Origin of the sequence: Flavivirga eckloniae, assembly GCF_002886045.1 — a bacterium.
Taxonomy (GTDB): Bacteria; Bacteroidota; Bacteroidia; order Flavobacteriales; family Flavobacteriaceae; genus Flavivirga; species Flavivirga eckloniae.
In genome coordinates, this window is record NZ_CP025791.1 from 938,888 (window position 1) to 954,823 (window position 15,936).

At 37.0% G+C, this 15,936-nt stretch carries 8 protein-coding genes; all 8 read right to left on the bottom strand.

Features of this window, described 5'->3' with window-relative positions:
- Positions 1-89 precede the first annotated feature (89 nt).
- The gene (locus C1H87_RS03940) at positions 90-2,345 is read right to left on the bottom strand and encodes a glycoside hydrolase family 3 N-terminal domain-containing protein (protein ID WP_102754565.1); all 2,256 of its coding nucleotides are present in this window, start codon (positions 2,343-2,345) and stop codon (positions 90-92) included.
- Positions 2,342-3,145 carry a carboxylesterase family protein gene (locus C1H87_RS03945; protein ID WP_102754566.1) on the bottom strand — a complete coding sequence of 268 codons (804 nt, stop codon included), beginning with the start codon at positions 3,143-3,145 and terminating at the stop codon, positions 2,342-2,344. The genes C1H87_RS03940 and C1H87_RS03945 overlap by 4 nt, the downstream gene beginning before the upstream one ends.
- Positions 3,146-3,151: 6 nt before the next feature.
- A complete protein-coding gene (locus tag C1H87_RS03950; protein WP_102754567.1) occupies positions 3,152-4,525 on the bottom strand; it encodes a glucoamylase family protein in 1,374 nt (457 codons plus the stop codon).
- 6 nt (positions 4,526-4,531) lie between these two features.
- Positions 4,532-5,893, bottom strand: a complete 1,362-nt coding sequence (locus C1H87_RS03955; RefSeq protein ID WP_102754568.1) for a glucoamylase family protein — start codon at positions 5,891-5,893, stop codon at positions 4,532-4,534.
- Positions 5,894-6,079: 186 nt separating this feature from the next.
- A complete protein-coding gene (locus C1H87_RS03960) occupies positions 6,080-7,855 on the bottom strand; it encodes a LamG domain-containing protein (RefSeq protein ID WP_102754569.1) in 1,776 nt (591 codons plus the stop codon).
- A gap of 23 nt (positions 7,856-7,878) precedes the next feature.
- The gene (locus C1H87_RS03965) at positions 7,879-9,432 is read right to left on the bottom strand and encodes a RagB/SusD family nutrient uptake outer membrane protein (RefSeq protein WP_102754570.1); all 1,554 of its coding nucleotides are present in this window, start codon (positions 9,430-9,432) and stop codon (positions 7,879-7,881) included.
- Between the two features lie 5 nt (positions 9,433-9,437).
- Positions 9,438-12,473: a SusC/RagA family TonB-linked outer membrane protein gene (locus C1H87_RS03970; protein WP_102754571.1), complete on the bottom strand. Its 3,036-nt coding sequence runs from the start codon at positions 12,471-12,473 to the stop codon at positions 9,438-9,440.
- Positions 12,474-12,699: 226 nt separating this feature from the next.
- The gene (locus C1H87_RS03975; protein ID WP_102754572.1) at positions 12,700-15,495 is read right to left on the bottom strand and encodes a helix-turn-helix and ligand-binding sensor domain-containing protein; all 2,796 of its coding nucleotides are present in this window, start codon (positions 15,493-15,495) and stop codon (positions 12,700-12,702) included.
- Between the last annotated feature and the right edge of the window lie 441 nt (positions 15,496-15,936).

Here is a 15,936-nt window from a genome sequence, read left to right on the forward strand (position 1 = left end):
TAGTTTTTATGTTATTTAGATTCTTCAGTCGTACCTCCTTCTGAATGACACCAGACTTTAAAAGAATGACAAACAAACTCTAAAATTTACTATTCTAATGTAAATATGTGCTCAAAATTAAAATCTGAAGTGCCTTTTATAGCAATTTCAAATGTTCCCGGTTCTACGGCAAATGCTTCATTGTTGTAAAACTTTAAATCTTCAACAGTCAAGTCAAAACTCACCGTTTTACTTTCTCCTTTTTTAAGACATATTTTTTCGAAGCCCTTAAGTTCTTTTACTGGTCTTGTAATGCTTCCTACTTTATCATGAACATACAATTGCGCCACTTCACATCCATCGTAATCGCCTGTATTCGTTATAACAACAGATGCGGTTAAGGTATCTGAAAAGCCCATAACGGTTTCCGATAATTTAAAATCGGAATATTCAAAAGTCGTATAACTCAAGCCATGTCCGAAAGGATATAATGGCGTGTTGGGCGAATCGATATAATTTGATTTGTAATCTTCCTTTGGATTATTGGGAGGAATGGGACGTCCTGTATTTTTCATATTATAATAAATAGGTACTTGCCCTAAAGTTCTTGGGAAAGTAACCGGTAATTTCCCTGATGGGTTGTACGCTCCAAACAACACATCTGCCACACCACTACCGCCACTGGTTCCCGGAAACCATGTTTCTAAAATGGCATCTGCTAAATGATCTTCTTCCGACAGATCTAACGGACGACCATTCATTAAAACCAATATGATTTTTTTATTGGGTACGGCTTTACGAATCGCTTTTATCAAATCTGTTTGACGTCCGGGTAGTTTTATATGGGTTCTACTAGCGGCTTCCCCACTCATATCGTAGTCCTCCCCCATCACCATAACAACTTTATCTGCTCGTCTGGCTGCGTTTATAGCACTACTAAACCCACTTACAGCATCCCCTTCAATCTCACAACCTTTAGCAAAAATAATTTTTGAATCGCCTAAATGTTCCTGAATACCTTGGTGTACACTAATCGCCTTTCCATGTCTATCTCCCGCAGCAGCCCAATTACCAATAATATTTTCTTTGTCTTTTACCAACGGACCAATTAACGCTATGGTTTGGTTCTTATCTAATGGTAATGCTTTGTCCTCATTTTTTAATAACACGGAACACATGGCAGCCGATTTTCTTGCTGCGTCCAAAAACTCGGGTTTGTAAATCACTGTTTTCTCCCGTTGTTCATCACAGTATCTGTAAGGATCATCAAATAATCCTAGTTTATATTTTGTGAGCAAAATTCTTCTACAGGCATCGTTTACCAGTTCTATATCAACCTCGCCTTCGTTCACCAATTCTTCAAGGTAAAGTCGGTTTGCACTGCTCATCATATCCTGATCTATACCAGCTTCAATAGCCAATCTAGTAGCGTGCTTTTCATCTTTCGCAAAACCGTGTTCTACCAATTCATTAATGGCTGTATAATCGGTGACTACAAATCCATTAAAGCCCCACTCGTCTCTTAAAATATCTCTAAAAATGAATGTATTACCTGTTGCCGGAACACCGTTAAGCTCATTAAAAGCAGTCATAAATGTTTCTACACCTGCCTGTACAGTCGCTTTAAAAGGTGGTAAATACACATTACGGAGTTCGTCCTCGCCCATATTTACGGTGTGATAATCACGACCAGCTTGTGCAGCACCATAGCCCACAAAATGTTTTGCACAAGCAAGTATCGTGTTATGCTTGGATAAATCATTTCCTTGAAATCCTTTTACGTATGCTTTTGCAATTTCACTACTTAAATACACGTCTTCACCCGCACCTTCAGAGATACGTCCCCAACGTGGATCTCTTCCAATATCTACCATAGGTGCAAACGTCCAATGTATGCCTTCTGCCGAAGCTTCTTCGGCTGCAATACGAGACCCTTTTTCTATATCTTTTAAATCCCAGCTCGCCGCTAATCCTAAATTGATTGGAAAGATGGTTCTAAAACCATGAATAACATCATAGCCAAACAATAGCGGAATGCCCAGCCTGGTTTCTTCAACTGCTATTTTTTGTAAATCTCTTGTGCCTTTAACAGAATACACATTAAGCATGGCACCAACATTACCTTCTTTTATATATTTTTTATTATCAGAACTCACTGTTGGACCTGTAACTGTCCAACCGCCACTATACATGACGGTCTGGCCAATTTTTTCCTGTAAAGTCATCAGGCTCATCAAAGAATCAACTTGAGCATCAAATGGTGTTTCATTTGAAACATTTTTAGCAACAGTCTTAGAGTCTGTATGGCAACTAAAAACAGTTATCATAAGTAAAAAAATGTAAGTTTTGGTTAGAGTTGTATTCATTTTTTTAGTGTTTTTTTATTTGAAAATAGCCAGGGTAATAACTCCGATTCAGCGAAAGCAGAATCCCAACTATTGTGGTTGTCTTTGGCATATAATGAAACATTAGGTTTACCACCGTTTTCCAATATCCCTTCCACCATTTTTAAAGATAATTGCGGATTTACAACATCATCGTTGGCACCATGAAAGATCCAAAACGGTGTCGTCTTAGCATATACTTTGGTTGCTTTGGGGTTTCCGGCACCACAAATAGAAAATGCCGCGGCAAACCATTCTGGTTTTCTATAAACCATCTCGAAAGTCCCCATGCCTCCCATAGACAAACCTCCTACGTAAATCTGTTGCTTATTAACATAAGGCCTTGAAACTATAGTTTCCATAAGCTTTATAACCAATTGCATCGGTTTTGTAGGTTCAGCATCTAACGGGAATTCAAATTTTATGGGTCTTGATGTTCTATCGGCTTTCACACTAGCCCAAAATGAGTTTTTAGGACATTGAGGAAAAATTACAATAGCCGGAAAATTAGTTGTATGGTCTTCGGAAGCAAATAATTTACTTCCATGAACCAATTGCGATGTATTGTTACTACCTCGTTCTCCTGCGCCATGAAGAAACAGCATAACGGGGTACTGTTTGGACGTATCAAAATCTTTGGGCATCATGATGCGGTACGGCAGTGTATCAGATTTATTAACGAAAGATTTCTTAGCATATAAATTTTGGTGCTGCCCTGCCAAAACATTTGATATACTTATTGAAATCAATATCAAAATATATTTTATAAACTTATTTTTCATAGCTTCTTAGTAATTGAATCCTAATTTATCCAGTCCTTTTTTAACGTCATCATTTTGCATAAATAAGTTCCATAACAAACCTGTTCTATGATTTTCAATCATAATAACTTGAGGGCCTTGATCTATAGCCAGATAGGTTTCGGTTACCCAAAAATTATAATGCGGACTAAAGGCATCATAAAATCCTGCCGGCCCTAATAGTTTCGCTTTATTTTGATATAAATAATGCATTACTTTAAGAGATTCTGTAGGTGTGTAGGGTATGGAACTAATGGCCGCCGTTGGAGACACCACCCCTTTATCGTTTGAAGGACTATGTGCTGAATAGCCTCTGGAACCATCTGTATTTCTTGAATAACTTGCTGTTAATCCCCAGCAGTCTTCACCATAATCTTTATAGTTTTTCGGGTTGGTTATACAGTATTGCCGGTTAATCTTGGTATGGTTTACTGCTAAATCCCAATAATTCCCGTATTGATCGCTTAAGTTTTTAGGATTTAATCCTAAGAATGAATAATGACTAAAAAACAGAGGGCCTCCAAGATTGGAGCCACCGGCATGTCTTAATACCAACGGAAAACCATACTGAGAACTTGAGGAAACAATGGCGCCATTATTGGCCCATCCTTTTTCGTAAGCGGCTTTATCAATTGAATAGTCTGGTGACGCTGCGGCTAAAATATAAGTGATTAAAACTTCGTTATAGCCTGCTAACTTTAAGTTGATATCGAAACCATGATTTGGGCTCCAATGCCAGTATAAGGCATCCTGATTTTGGGTGTACCAATGCCATTCTACACCCTTCCAAAGTTCGTCTGCTTGTTGTGCTAAAGCTTTTTCTTCGTCTGAGCCATTTTTGAAATATTCTTTAATACAAATTAATCCTTGTACCAAAAAAGCGGTTTCTACCAAGTCGCCTCCATCATCCTTGGCGCTAAAGGGTAATGTATTGCCAGAATTACCATCTATCCAATGTGACCATGCGCCGTGAAAACGATCTGCATTTTCTAAAAATGATACTATTTTACTCAATCTGGAAGCACCTTGTTCTCTTGTAATAAAATTACGTTCTATGCCTACAAGAATGCTCATGAGTCCAAAACCAGTACCTCCTGTTGTAACTACATCTTGATTAAGCGTTGGGTTATCTGGATGATATCTTTCCTTGGCTGCACCAGAATTTGAATGTGCAAAATCCCAGAAGTATTTAAAGGTTTCTTTTTGAGTTAAGTCCAGCATGTCTTCATCACTCAATGGTTCTATCGCAGTAGGATCGTCATCTGAACCTGGAACATAAGGTTCTTGATATCCCGGACCATCATCTGTTCCACAAGAAAAAAGCACAAGGCATACTAATACTATTAATGAATATCTGAACATAGAAATTTATTCGTCTTTTGTGTGTATGAATCCTAATTTGTCGAGTCCTTTTTGGACATCTTTATTTGCCATGAACAGATTCCATAACATTCCAGAACGATAATTTTCAATCATTACAGGAATGGGCCCCTGGTCTATAGCCAAATATCTTGGCGTGTACCAATTATGTTCAAAGCTAAAGGCATCATAAGGGCCATATTTGCCTATAAGGCTATCATGGTCTTTATACAGTTTTTTAAGCATTTGCATACTTTCTTTGGGCGTGTATGGAAATGAGGACAGTGCGGCTGTTGGTGCTATAACACCTAAATCTTTATCTGGCCTATGTCCTTTATAGCCTTTCATGGAATAACTTGATGTTAAGCCCCAGATACTGTCTCCATAACCTTTATATTTTTTTGGATTGGCTACGGCATGCTTGTAATGGATTTTTGCTTGATTTTGAACGAGTTTCCAATAATCTGCATAGGTGTCAGACAACCCTTTCGGATTTAATCCGGTATAAGAATAATGCGCCCAAAACATGGGCCCTACGGGAGATTTATCATGTTCGTAATAGTCAAGTATTAAATCTTCTTCGTAATATGTTTCATTAGAAACAATATGTCCGTCTCTGGCCCAACCTTTATGGTATACTGCTTCATTAACAGGGTGTGTGGGTGATGCGGCGGCTAAAACATACATGATTAAACATTCATTATAACCCCCAACAGGAAAATTCATCTCCCAATTGTATTCTGGCGACCAATGCCAATACAAGACATCTTCGCCTTTGGTGTACCAATCCCATTCTACGTCACGCCAAAGTTCATCTATTTTTGCTACTAATTTTTGCTCTTCTTCATTGCCGTCTTTAAAATATTCGGCAACTGTTAACAAACCCTGAATTAAAAACGCGGTTTCTACTAAATCACCGCCATTATCTTTTTTGCTAAAGGGCATCATTTTACCTGTTTGCCCATCCAACCAATGTGGCCATACACCATGATACCTATCTGCTTTTTCAAGAAAATCAATCATTTTAACAAATCGATTGAACGCTTGGGTTCTTGTAATGAAACCACGTTTTACACCAACCAAAATAGCCATCATTCCAAAACCGGTTCCACCCGTAGTCACGGTATGTTTTGGTGATGTTGGATACACATTATCCATATGTAAACGTTCCGGAGCAAGTCCGGAATTAGGCTCTGCGCCATCCCAAAAATAATTGAAGGTTTGTTTTTGTATGTTATCTAATAGCGCTTCATCATCTAAAATGATATTTGCGCTATCAGTGTTGATAGTATTGCCATGATGCTTTCCATCGTTCTTACAACTGAAAAAACTCATCGAGACAATTAATAATGTAATTAATCCATGCTTCATAAAAATGCGTATGAAAATTTATTGAGGTGTCTAAAAAGTAATTTATTTTGTCATTCAGAGCATAGCGAAGAATCTTATTACTCTATAAATTAAAGCATTTAAACCATAAGAGATTCTTCGCTACGCTCTGAATGACATTTTTTAGACACCCTCAATTCTACTAATTAAACTTAAACAACATAATTCTTAATTGCCCATAATGGTTTGAACTTCCGACTGTGAAAGCGTTTTGTTATATACATGCAATTCATCTAAATAACTTTCATCAGACCAGTGATTCCAACCTGTAAAACGTGGCGCTCCAGACATTATGGATAAAATATCACAACCTGTCCAGTCCACACCAGTTATATCGCTCTCTGCAGCCACTTCTCCGTTAATGTAGACTATGGCTTTGGTGCCAGAAATGGTAAAGGCTAAATGTGCCCACTCGTTAGCTGTAGGGTCAACATCGGCCGCTGCGCCTCCATCTACCCATGTATCTCCGGCTCCTGTACCTACATTTAATTTAAAACGTTGCATGCCTCCTGCGTTTTCCCTAAAGAATCTAAATCCACTAGTTCTGTTATTCTGCGAATCAGGATAATTAGCATTTCCAGTATCTTCAGGTCCTATAACGAGCACACCTGCCCGATCTGGCGTAGCATTTACTTTATGCCACATGGTCGCACTAAATTCGCTTGCCAATAATCCTGTTGTTGGAAATGTTAGGTATGAATCTGCAGCCCCTGCATAAGCATCGCTACCCGATTTGCTTTCTCCTGCAAAACCGGGAGTTCCCACAACATCGGCTGTACCTCCTGTTACCCAGTTTTTATAGGTGCCGTCAAAGGCCAGATACATGGTTTCGCCATCATCTGGTGTATACGGATTGGTAACTCCAATGATGTTTTGAATATCTGCTTGCGATAAGGCTGTATTGAAGAAACGCAATTCGTCCATAAAACTTTGATCGGATTTATGATTCCAGCCTACAAAACGAGGGGCTCCAGACATAATAGACAGGATATCACAATCGGTCCAATCTACTGGAGCTGACAAAGTACTTTCTTTGGCCAACTGACCATTGATATATACGCGTGCTTCTGTTGCTGATATGGTAAATGCCAGATTTACCCATTCGTCTTTGTTAGGATCGACATCGGCAGCGGTACCTCCATCAACCCATGTATCACCAGCTCCTGTTCCTACGTTTAATTTAAAACGTTGCATCCCTCCTGCATTTTCTCTGAAGAATCTGAAACCGCCACTTCTATTATTCTGGTTATCTGGATTTGCTACATCTGGTGGTCCTATGACCAATACGCCTGCACGATCTGGTGATGCATTTAATTTATACCAGAAAACAGCAGATATTTCGTTTCCTAACTGCATGGTACTGGTTGGCACTGTTAAATAGGAGTCTTCTGCTCCGACATAAGCATTGTTGCTTGCCAGACCTTCTCCGGCTAAACCTGGGGTACCAATTTCTGTGGCTCTTGTAACACTTATAAATTCTGTAAAATCGCTTTCAAAATCCATATAAAGTGTTTCGTTTGCGAAAATTGGAATATAAGGTGGTTCTTTTTCAAAATTTGCAGTAGCTGTGGTCGTATTTCCATTAACATCTGTCGCCTCAACTTTCAATTCATGCTGACCCGTCGTTACATTATCAAAAGGAACTTCTGCTAAAACACGTCTGTAATCTTTAAAGTCGCTTAATGTTGCTATGGGCGTGTTATTAATCGACACTGTTATGGTTTCTACTTCTATATCGTCTGTAACTTCAAATTCAACGTTTATAGCTACCACAGGGTCATTGACTTTAATTTTGGTTCCGTCAATAGGATATTTAAGAGTAACCTCGGGAGAACCTGCATCTGCTCCCGGGTCTACCTGAGTTATTGAATCAATACCGTTGTCGCATGAAAACACTAACACCAGTAGCATGAATCCAATAAGTTTATTTATATATAATTTCATTTCCTTATAGTTTTTAATTAGTGTTATATTGAACCGTCTTCCAAAACAGGAAATTGATCTACTTGACTTTGTGGATAGGGCAAAAAGGCTTTATCTGCTGAAAATGTTCTACCGTCATAACTTAATTCACTGTAACGTTCAAGCCTAAGCATGTCGTAGTAACGTTTACCCCATTCCATACCTAGTTCTGCAAACTTTTCGTCTATAACATCATCTAAAGTTACCGAGCCCAAAGCGGTCATTCCTCCTCGTTCTCTAACTAAATTAACGGCCTGGGTTGCTGTTAATGCATTTCCTGAAGCTCCCTGTACTAGGGCTTCTGCATACATTAACAAAATTTCAGCATAACGGATTACCATATAATTTTTATTACTGCCATAGGCTGTTCTTCCTGTAATTAATTGATTGGATGGCAAATAATGCTTTCCGCTGGCAAACAAAGCACGGGCGTAATCGTTTATTACATCGCCGTCTCTTGTTGTATTCGAAATCCATCCAGGCAGTGTCGCATAAGCTGGATCTGTTTGTATTTCTGCAATACCACGATCTGTAAATAAGACACTGGTTTCTAAACGAACTGTTTCTCCACGATCTAACATAAACTTGATAAATTTCATGCTAGGTTCGTAAAAGCCCCAACCACTTGATGCTCCTAAAACTGCCGGTGTCCATCCTTGAGGTCCATAAGGTGCGTATAAATGCCCTTCTCGATCGCCTTCTCCCTGACCAAAGTCTGAGTATTGTAAATCTAATATGCTTTCATCACTTAGCTTTCCGGGAGTTTTAAATAGCTCATAGAAATCTGAAAACAGACTAAACTTACCGGAACTTATTATGTCTCCTGTTGCATCTGCGACCGCCTGATAGTTCTTTAACTCTTGATTGGCTAAAGCTTTAATGGCTAAAGCGGTATAGCGTGTTACGCCGCCCGGTAAATCTGTACGTTCGTTTGGACGCATATCTGGTAAATGTGGAATAGCTTCATCCATTTGGTCTGATATGTGCTGCATCACCTCATTTTTAGTGGGTACTGTTGTAACATCTAAAAGTTCTGCTGTATTGGAAGTTTCAGGAATAAACACATTGCCCCAAACTCTGGAAATATCGAAAAGCATAATAGCTCGTAACACCTTGGCTTCAGCTATATATTGATCGCCTTTTGCAATACCGGCTTCATCTGCGAATTCCTGATATCTCACAATTTGCTCCATACCTGTATGTGCTGTTATAACATCTACATATACATTTTCCCATAACGAGTTGTACATCCAGTAATCTTTGTTATAGTTAAAAAGATCTGTTTCTGTAAAATCCTGTTGATCTCCCAGACCTCCTGAGTTCACATCATCTCCCCTAACGGAGATTAATAAGGGTTGTTCCCAACCTCTTGATTGAAATGCTTCGTAAACACCTACGATAGACAGAATCATATCTTCTGTCTTTGTAAAGTCTGTTCCTCCTGCAAAATTGTTATTTTCTTGAGGCGCATCTAAATTATCTGAACAACCTGCCAATAAAAAAGCGAATATGGTCATTGATATTAAAGGCGCGTAAATGTTTTTTAATATTCTTTTCATAGCTCTTAAATTTTTACATTAACGCCTACAGTATACACTGCGGGAATTGGATAGGTTTGATTATCTACACCATTTGCAACTTCGGGATTAAACCCATTGTAATTGAATAATGTTATAGGTCTTTCAGCAGTCATATAGATTCTAATCTTAGGAACACTTGAATTTTTTCCTGCTTTATTGATGGTATACCCTAAGGTGATATTTTGTATTCTAAAATAATCTCCATCTTCGATGTAATAATCATTTAAGCGTTGGTTCCAACCTTTTCTCACTGCTGCTGCTGACGGATAGGAATTGGTAGTTCCCTCTCCATGCCAACGGTTGATTGCAAAGTCTCTGTCCCAGTTGGTATCACTGGTAAATATGACTTCCATTCTTTTACGGTTTAAAATCTTATTACCGCCTTGACCTGTGGCTGTTGTGTTAAAATCCCAGTTTTTGTAATTAAAACCGATATTGAAACCAAATGTGTAACTTGGTAAAAACGATCCCAGAACAACTCTGTCGTCGTCATCGATTGTATTCGGGTCGCCTCCATTTTCTTTATACTTAAAATCTCCGGGAACCAAATTGTTTGAAACGGCTACGGGGTCTGCATCTATTTCGGCTTGATTTTGATAAACACCTGCGACTTCTCTACCATAAAACGCAAATAATGATTCTCCAACGATAGAACGCTGACGAAATTCTGCGCTACCTGCATCCAGATGAGGCTGTCCGCTAAGGTTTAAAACTTCATTGCTTAAAGTCGCAAAATTTGCTCCTATATTATAACTAAAATCATCTGAAACACTTTTGTTCCAACTCAAAGCAATCTCAAATCCGGAGTTTCTAATTTCTCCAACATTTTCACGTGTAACGCCTGGAATTAAAGGTCTTTCAACTGGTATCACGGCATCTTCCGTATCTCTAACATAATAGTCTGCTTCGAGTGATAAATTATCATTCAACAGTCTGGCTGTAATACCAACGTTGATTTCTTCTGTAACTTCCCATTTAAGTGCGGTAAAATCACTTCCTGTACTTAAACCGCTAAATCGGGTATCTCCCAGAGCAGTTTCAACTACTGTTGATGTGATTGAACCATTACTTGCGGGTACATTATCGTTACCTAACTCTCCCCAACTACCACGTAGTTTTAAGAAATCGAATATGCCATTATTTTCCATGAAAGCTTCTTCCGAAAGTACCCAACCTGCTCCAATAGTTGGGAAATAGCCCCATTTTTCCTGATACTTGTTGGTACCATCTGCTCTAAACGTTCCGTATAGCAGATAGCGGTTATCGTAATTATAGGATACTCTTCCAAAGTATGACAACCCATATTCCCTGGCCCCTCCGTCTCTTACATCTTCAACAACTATGGTTTGCGCCTGATCTAAATAGTAAGCTTCTTCACCTGATAGCGGAAAATTTAAACCTCTGGCTCGTAAATTCTGAAAGGATTCATCTCGAAATGAAGACCCCGCCAGTACCGTAAAATTGTGTTTATCAATATTATCTGTATAGGTTAGTGTGTTATCCCAAATCTGATTAGAAATGGTTGTATTCACTTTATTCAAGGAAGCATCTTCTCTTTGAAATTGGTTACCAACAAAATATGGTAGTCTTACATTTCTATCCTCAATGGTTTGAAAATTATGATTATATGCTGTTTTAAATTTAAGTTTATCGGGGATTATGGTAAACTCTGCGAAAAAGTTGGCCAGTATATTTCTTATTTTGGCTCTGTTTTCGCTTAAATCTAATAGCGGAAATGGGTTTTGACCACCTCTATAACCTAAGTCCTGTGCATTGGCATAATTTTTTGGAAATACATTGGGGTCGTTGGCTAAATTAGGGTCTAAAACCGGCATGATAGGCACAGCATAATATGCCAGACGCCATGCTGAGTTTTCGCCATCGTATCGTGTGGCATTACTCAACACTGTATTGGCACCTACTTTAAGCCAATCGTTCGCCTTAAATTCTAGTTTACTTCTTAGGTTAAAACGCTCGTACTCATTTTTCATATCCAAAATACCTTCTTGCTGAAAATAGTTTACCCCTACGGCATAACTTATATTTTCGGCGCCTCCTGTAATACCTATACTGTGATTTTGAATGAATCCCGGTCTGATAATTTCATCATACCAATCTGTATTTACGTCTGGTACATTCGGGTTTACTCTACTACGACCATAGCGTTGCATGGCGTTTAAAATAAATTGAGCATCTGGTGCTGAACCAGATTCTATTGCAAGCGTTGTAAATTGTTCTGAATTTGCAACCTTTAATACGTTTTGCGCAATCTGGACACCTGAATATCCATCATAAGTGATTTCAACTTTTTTATTGAAACCTCCAGATTTTGTTTCGATTAATACCACGCCATTTGCCGCTCGAACTCCATAAATTGCTGCCGCTGAGGCATCTTTTAACACGGAAACGGATGTAATATCTGCCGTATTTAAAAAATCGATATTATCGAAAAACATACCATCTACAACATATAAAGGAGAAGAAGGATCATTCGCATCGTTTAAGTTAGCATCATAAGATCCAATACCACGAACCCTAATCGTTGGACCTTGTCCTGGCGATCCATTACTTACAACTTGCATCCCTGCTACTTTCCCCTGTAATGCCTGCATGACAGAACCGGTTGGAACTGCTTGTAGTTCTTCAGATTTAATTGTAGTAATTGCTGATGTTAAATCTTTTGATCTCATTTGTCCATAACCAATAACCACCACTTCATTTAGAGTCTCAATATCCGGCTCTAATGTCATGTCGATTTGTGTTTGGTCTTGAACTGGGACTGATACAGTTTTAAATCCGAGAGAACTGTATTCTAATGTTTCTCCCTCACTTACTTTAATAGTATATCTACCATCAAAGTCTGTACTTACCCCTCTTACTGTTCCCTGTACAATAACATTAACTCCTGGTACAGGCATATTATCTTCGGCACTTACAACAGTACCACTGATAGTTTTATCCTGTGCAAAAGCATGAAGTGTAAACAAAAGAAATAGCAGTAAAGTAAATCTTGTTTTCATATAGTTTGATTTAGATTGTTAGTTTGATACTAAATTATAAAGCAGGAAGGGGCTGGTCAAAAAATGACTTACACATAAATTACGTCATACATCAAAAAAGTTGGAAAAATCACTATTGACGTATATTATAGCTGCAAAAAATAACCAAAAACATTAGGATTAGATAAGTTATGACGTAGTTTTGGCGTAGTAATTCAAATGGGAATTTAATGATTTCGACACTGTTTTATTTGAAATCTCGCAAATATTCACTTAAAGATTTGTCACTTTCTAAATTTATCTTGCGTTTTAATCGATATCTATGAGTTTCTAGACCTCTAATTGACACATTCATTAGTGGTGCAATCTCTTTAGTTAATAAATTCATTTTAATGTAGGCGCAAATCTTTAAATCTTTGTGAGTTAGTTTAGGATGTTTAGCTTTTAATTGGTTGAAAAACTCCTCGTGTACCTGATTGAAATTGTATTCGAATATTTCCCATTCATCTTCGTGCCCTATGGAATTATCTATTTTTCTCAACAAGCGTTTGTAGGTAGATGAGTTATCAAACCCCTCTTTATTTTTTATGAGTTCATTTTTAATTTCCAGCATGGACTCATTTTTCTTCACCAAGGCCATGGCTGTATTTGCCAATTGCTTACTTTTTAATTTGACTTCTCTTTTTAAGGATTGGTTTTTTAACTGTACGATCTTCTTATCATTTTCTATAGTTTTCTCCTTTAAAAGTATTTCTTGCTCCTTTACAAGTTTATCGTGTAAAATCTTTTGTTCTTTTTTAATTTTTCGTTTATGTAATCCATATACAACACCACTTATAATTAGCGCCACCATAAAGTAAAATAAACTGTTTTTATACCATGGTGGTAAAATGGTTATCTGAATTATTTTTTCGGGAGAGACTTCACCTGACAAGTTTGTTGCTCTAAAATGAATATTGTAATCCCCATCACCTAAACTAGATAACTCTAATCTCTCATGATCCATTTTGTACCAATTTAAAACGTCTGAAGTAGCAATGGCATACTCAAAAAAGTGGTTTTGTGATAATGGTGAGGATATAGAAACACTTATGCTTTTATTAAAGGGAAACTCATAAACTTGTTCTTCATCAATATCAACAAGGGTTTTACCTATTTCTATGTGTTCAATAATAGGTTTTTGGAGGGTATCCCTTTTCTTTTTTGCGGTATTATTTATTAACATAAAACCATCATAGAGGTTTAATGTATATATGGAATCATTAAGTTGCGACACACTTTCTGCATCTACTACGAGTCTTTTTTGAATAAGTTCATTAGGAAGGTTTAAGCCTTTTTTATCCTCAGTTAATGATAGAAAAGTAATCTTATCATTGGCATTGTTGGTTACTAATTCATTGGCACCAGATTCGGAGATAATATCTGTATCTGTTCCAAAGGACTTGTTTAATAGATCATGTGGCACTATACTATCGATCAAGGCTTCGTACTTCTGCCAGCCTATATTTGTTTTAAAACAAATATCATTTTTAATTTTATGTACCTTAATACTAAAATCTGACCATAGTCCTTTATTCTTATAATCATCAAAGGCTAAAATACTATCATAATTTTTATCAAATCGCACCCTAAACAGACCTTTATAAGCATGGGCTGCCCATGCGGTGTGTGTATCTTCAAAAACTAAATATTTTATGGGTATTGTTTTATTGCCCATGTGCTTAGTGTTCCATTTCCCTTCAGAAATATCAAACCGCACCAAGCCTCCATAAGTACCTTGAATAAAAGTGTTTTCTGCTTCAGGAACTTTTTTAATTACCCAGCCTCCTGTGAATTCAGATATTGTTCTTAGTTTATTATTCTCAACAAGATAGGTTCCGTCGTTGTGTCCGCATAATAGTTGTCCGTTAATTTCCTTTAAATCCCAAACTTGTCCTTGAGAGCCTTCAATAAAATTAAGATTGCCTTCTTTTAAATAAAACAGCCCTGTATTGCTTCCCAGATATAGCGTGTTTTTATAGCTTATTACATCATAAACTGCCCCTAATTTCCCCGAAGTGTCATTGTATAAGGTATGGTTATAGTCTAGGTCTATTTCAGCAATACCATTATCTAATCCCACCCATAAATTATTGTTACTTCCTAATTCATGGCCTAAAACGGTATTATTCAATAAACCGTTTTCCTTATTAATATGATATTTAACGTGGCCCGATTTATTGGTAACGTAAACACCATTTTTTATGGTCCCGAAAACCATATCGCCATTATTAAGAACTTGAAACGTATTTAGCTGCTGTTCTTTGATAATGTTACTAATGTCTGACTCCCAAGGTTCGAGTTTATTGTTGGCTTTATGATATAGATAGCAACCATTGAGCGCCGTAGTTATGAATAATTCTTCCTTGTTGTAATTAACTATTGAAATGATTTTAGCATCAACTAGTTCTCTTGTGTTTATAAAAGGTTTTAATAGATCGCCTTCTAAAATAAAAATACCATTCCCTACTGTTGAAACATAAACCCTGTTATCTACTACACTACATGACAGAATGGTCGATTCTGGTTTTACTTGCTTTATTTCTCCGTTTTTGTAGATGTAAAGGTTTGAGAAAGACCGGAACAATATCGCATCGTCATGAAAAAATATTTGCCAAAACTCTTCATCTGAAGGCGTTTCGTCTTCTTTAAAATTACTTAATGAAGTATAAATTAATTTTCCTTTGGAGTTTTTTTTCCAATATCCAAACTCTTCATAAGATCCTGTGTAAATAAGATCTTTATGAGCTAATACTGAACGTATGATCGTTTTGTTTGGTAACTGATAAAAATTCCATTTTAAACCATCAAACTCAACTAAGCCTTTATCATTTGCAACATATAACTTACCGTTATCTGCTCTTGAAACATCCCAGTTTTGGTTTCCTGCATTATATTCTGTAAGCGTATAATTCTTAAAATATGGTATGTATTGAGCGGTTACATTATAAGACGCTATAAAGAAGCTAAACAGAAAAAGAACTTTATAGTGCTTAAGTTGCATTATTGTTGATATTTTAAAGAGAAAAGGGAATTAGCACAAATCTAATCAAAATTATATTAAAATTTTAAACCAACTTTAGTTGTTTGGATTACTATGAATTATTATCAAGATAGACTCGAATACAACTACTTAGGGTACTATTCTATTGAACGCCCTAGAAAAGACAAAAAGCTTCCAGTAGTTTTCACTAGACTTTTACTTTTCCGGAGAAATTTTCATTATTGATTCAGCTAATCAAATGTACTTTGAAATTCTAAAAGAAGGATGTTATATTATATCGATATCAATTTATTTTGGAAAATCAACCTCGTATAATTAAGAACATCCCTTTAAAATACATCGCTTCATATATTGGAGTAGAATCCGAAACAATAAGTAGAATTCGGAGTCGTGTTTCTTGACTGTCGTCAATCGATTTTTGTTTAAACTAACTTTTACTTT

Bases quoted from the DNA above. Each gene is read 5' to 3' on its own strand.
- C1H87_RS03965 (WP_102754570.1), bottom strand. From the start codon at position 9,432: ATGAAAAGAATATTAAAAAACATTTACGCGCCTTTAATATCAATGACC.
- C1H87_RS03970 (WP_102754571.1), bottom strand. From the start codon at position 12,473: ATGAAAACAAGATTTACTTTACTGCTATTTCTTTTGTTTACACTTCAT.
- C1H87_RS03955 (WP_102754568.1), bottom strand. From the start codon at position 5,893: ATGAAGCATGGATTAATTACATTATTAATTGTCTCGATGAGTTTTTTC.
- C1H87_RS03960 (WP_102754569.1), bottom strand. From the start codon at position 7,855: ATGAAATTATATATAAATAAACTTATTGGATTCATGCTACTGGTGTTA.
- C1H87_RS03945 (WP_102754566.1), bottom strand. From the start codon at position 3,145: ATGAAAAATAAGTTTATAAAATATATTTTGATATTGATTTCAATAAGT.
- C1H87_RS03950 (WP_102754567.1), bottom strand. From the start codon at position 4,525: ATGTTCAGATATTCATTAATAGTATTAGTATGCCTTGTGCTTTTTTCT.
- C1H87_RS03940 (WP_102754565.1), bottom strand. From the start codon at position 2,345: ATGAATACAACTCTAACCAAAACTTACATTTTTTTACTTATGATAACT.
- C1H87_RS03975 (WP_102754572.1), bottom strand. From the start codon at position 15,495: ATGCAACTTAAGCACTATAAAGTTCTTTTTCTGTTTAGCTTCTTTATA.